This is a genomic window from Coleofasciculus sp. LEGE 07092 (assembly GCF_015207375.1).
Lineage (GTDB): Bacteria > Cyanobacteriota > Cyanobacteriia > Cyanobacteriales > Coleofasciculaceae > LEGE-07092.
This window is the reverse complement of sequence record NZ_JADEWY010000252.1, coordinates 1-3030: the sequence shown is the minus strand read 5'-3', so window position 1 is coordinate 3030 and position 3030 is coordinate 1. Positions and strand designations below refer to the sequence as shown.

Sequence of the window (3030 nt, the reverse complement as noted above, 5' to 3'; positions counted from 1 at the left end):
CCGCACCTCCGCACCCCTGCCCCCCTGCCTATTTCCTCACCTGAATCATCTGCAAACTCCCACCCGCATACAGACGGTGTTCACACACTTCAAAGCCAGTCTCCTTTAGCAACCCAACCAAGTCAGTCTCTAACAACTGCCAAGCCGTCTGCGTTTCAAACAACCACAGAAATAGTGCCACTCCGGGCCAAAACAGAAAATTAGTCGGTTTGTGAAAATCGACTAATGCAAATACACCCCCCGGTTTGAGTACCCGATACACTTCTGTAAGAATCTGCCGCAATATAGAAGGCGGCATCTCGTGAAGTGCTACACTAGTATGCACCACATCAAACTGATTTTCTGGAAATGGCATCTCCTCAGCGAAGCCTTCCACATACTTGGCTTGAGGAACATTCTGCTCTGCCCGTTGTAAAGACACCAGGGATACATCTAAGCCAGTGACATCCTGGGAATATTGCACTAGATATTGGGTCGCTTGACCACTGCCGCAACAAAGGTCTAGTACCTTGGATTCTGAATGAATTGTTAATCCTTGCAAAGGCAGGTGATGGAATCGCTTTTCACCTCCTACGGCTAAAGCGGCAAGCTGGGAAATCCCATCGTACAGCCACTGGTACTTATAGCTCAACGGTCTTAAAACAGTTGCCATTGTTTGTGTCCTGATCAAGAACTGTATTTTTTACTGCGAATTTAAACCATTAAAAGCATATATTGTTAAAATCAGTAACAAATATGAAAGTTCTAGAAAACCGTGATCGCTATGGGTCGTGTTGGGGTATTATTACTTAATTTAGGGGGTCCAGACGAACCGGAGGACGTTCGTCCTTTTCTGTTCAACCTGTTTTCTGATCCCGAAATCATTCGCTTGCCGTTCTCCTGGCTGCAAACTCCCCTTGCCTGGTTAATTTCAACCATGCGGGCAAAGAAGTCCCAAGAGAATTATCGCCAGATTGGAGGGGGTTCCCCACTACGCTACATCACCGAAGCCCAGGCTCAAGCCCTTCAGGATCAGTTACAGGAAAAAGGACAAGAGGCGAATATCTATGTGGGGATGCGTTACTGGCATCCTTTTACTGAAGAAGCGATCGCTCGCATCAAGCGCGATGGTATTGAACAGCTAGTTATCTTACCCCTTTATCCTCAATTTTCTATTAGCACCAGTGGTTCTAGCTTCCGCCTTCTAGAAAAACTTTGGCAAGAAGACCCAAGACTGAACCAAATCGAATATACCGTTATTCCGTCCTGGTACAAGCAACCTGGTTATCTGCAAGCCATGGCGGACTTAATTGCCCAGGAACTCAATCGCTTCCCCAACCCCGAATCCGCCCACATCTTCTTCAGCGCTCACGGTGTTCCCTTAAGTTACGTAACAGAAGCGGGCGACCCCTATCAGCAAGAAATAGAAGACTGCGTTAATTTAATTGTACAGACTCTGAATCGTCCTAACGCTCACAGTTTGGCATATCAAAGTCGGGTTGGTCCAGTTGAGTGGCTTCAACCCTATACCGAAGACTCATTACAGGAACTTGGTACTCAAGGCGTCAAGGATTTACTCGTCGTCCCGATTAGCTTTGTTTCCGAGCATATCGAAACTCTGCAAGAAATTGACATTGAGTATCGGGAATTAGCAGAAGAATCAGGGATAGAACACTTTCAGCGCGTCCCAGCACTCAATACCCATCCTATCTTTATCGACTCCCTGGCAACTTTAGTCACGGAAGCACTTAATGCTCCTAGTCTTACTTTTTCGGACGTTGCACGTCCAACGAAGAAAGTTAAGATGTATCCTCAAGAACGCTGGGAGTGGGGAATGACAACAGCGGCTGAAGTTTGGAATGGTCGTCTGGCAATGATTGGCTTTATTGCCTTGCTGTTGGAATTAATTAGCGGTCAAGGACCCTTGCACTTCGTGGGATTGTTGTAGAACAGGTTAAAGGGGAAAGAAGTAGATTCTTTCTTTTCCCTTTCCCCTCTCTTTTCTCCTAACTTGATGCCGCAAGTACTATTGGAGTTCCAGTATTGAGTTTAGCGATCGCTCCTTCAATCCATTCAACCCCTTGAGCCACCGTTTCAACGCGACTGAGGCGATCGCGCAACTCTCCTGCCCCCACAAACCCCTTAGCATACCAAGCCATGTGTTTTCTTGCCTGACGAATACCGCGATCGCCTTTATACTCCCACAACGCTTGCAGGTGTTCCTTGGCACATTCGAGGCGTTCCACCGAGGTTGGAGTCGGGAGAATTTGCCCCGTTTTCAGAAAATAATCAATTTCTCCCACTAAAAAGGGATAACCCAGCGTTCCCCTCGAACACATCACCCCATCCGCGCCCGTCTGTTCCAAACACTTTACCGCCGCATCTACAGAAAAAATATCCCCGTTGGCAATAACCGGAATCGAAAGAATCTGCTTCACTTGCCCAATCCATTCCCACTTAGCAGAACCGTTGTAACCTTGGGCGCGAGTACGGGCGTGCAGCGTCAGCATCTGCGCCCCCGCATCCTCCATCCGCTTGGCAAACTCCAGAATATTGATGTTCTCATCCGTCCAGCCAATGCGCGTTTTCACCGTTACCGGCACCGATACCGCCTTGACAACTGCCCGAACAATCGCTTCGGCTGTTTCCGGTTCTCGCAGTAACGAAGAACCCCCGCCGTTTTTGGTGATTTTATTCACTGGGCAACCCATATTAATATCCACCGTATCTGCCCCTTCCGCCACTGCCATTTGCGCCGCTTCTGCCAAAAAATCGGGGCGACAGTCAAATAATTGAATACTGATGGGTTTCTCGTTGGGATCTACCTCCATAATCTTCGGCAAGTGCTTGACATGGCACAGCCCCTTTGCGTGTACCATTTCGGTGTACATCATCGACTCCGGGGCATAGCGCCGCACCAGGCGACGAAATACTAAATCGGTGACTCCAGAGAGGGGGGATTGTAAAACTCGGCTTTTGACTTCTAAGGAGCCGATTTTTAGGGGGGTTGATAGGCGGTGTTGCAGTTGGGGGGAGAGAGCTGTCATTATC

General features: G+C 48.4%; 3 protein-coding genes. 1 reads left to right on the top strand and 2 read right to left on the bottom strand.

Translation table 11 applies throughout. The features are described 5' to 3' along the window. Positions 1–28: 28 nt before the first annotated feature. Positions 29–652 carry a class I SAM-dependent methyltransferase gene (locus tag IQ257_RS29220; protein WP_193933485.1) on the bottom strand — a complete coding sequence of 208 codons (624 nt, stop codon included), beginning with the start codon at positions 650–652 and terminating at the stop codon, positions 29–31. Positions 653–763: 111 nt separating this feature from the next. On the opposite strand from IQ257_RS29220, the gene hemH reads away from it, so the two are divergent. Further along, on the top strand, positions 764–1927 hold the full coding sequence (hemH, locus tag IQ257_RS29215; protein WP_193882534.1) for a ferrochelatase: 1164 nt from the start codon (positions 764–766) through the stop codon (positions 1925–1927). 58 nt (positions 1928–1985) lie between these two features. Here hemH and dusB read toward each other — a convergent pair whose 3' ends face one another. Next, positions 1986–3026: a tRNA dihydrouridine synthase DusB gene (gene dusB / locus IQ257_RS29210; RefSeq protein ID WP_193882537.1), complete on the bottom strand. Its 1041-nt coding sequence runs from the start codon at positions 3024–3026 to the stop codon at positions 1986–1988. Positions 3027–3030: the final 4 nt, after the last annotated feature.

What these genes read in the sequence shown, in the direction of transcription:
- IQ257_RS29220 (WP_193933485.1), bottom strand. Translation starts at nt 652, where the DNA reads ATGGCAACTGTTTTAAGACCGTTGAGCTATAAGTACCAGTGGCTGTAC.
- hemH (WP_193882534.1), top strand. Translation starts at nt 764, where the DNA reads ATGGGTCGTGTTGGGGTATTATTACTTAATTTAGGGGGTCCAGACGAA.
- dusB (WP_193882537.1), bottom strand. Translation starts at nt 3,026, where the DNA reads ATGACAGCTCTCTCCCCCCAACTGCAACACCGCCTATCAACCCCCCTA.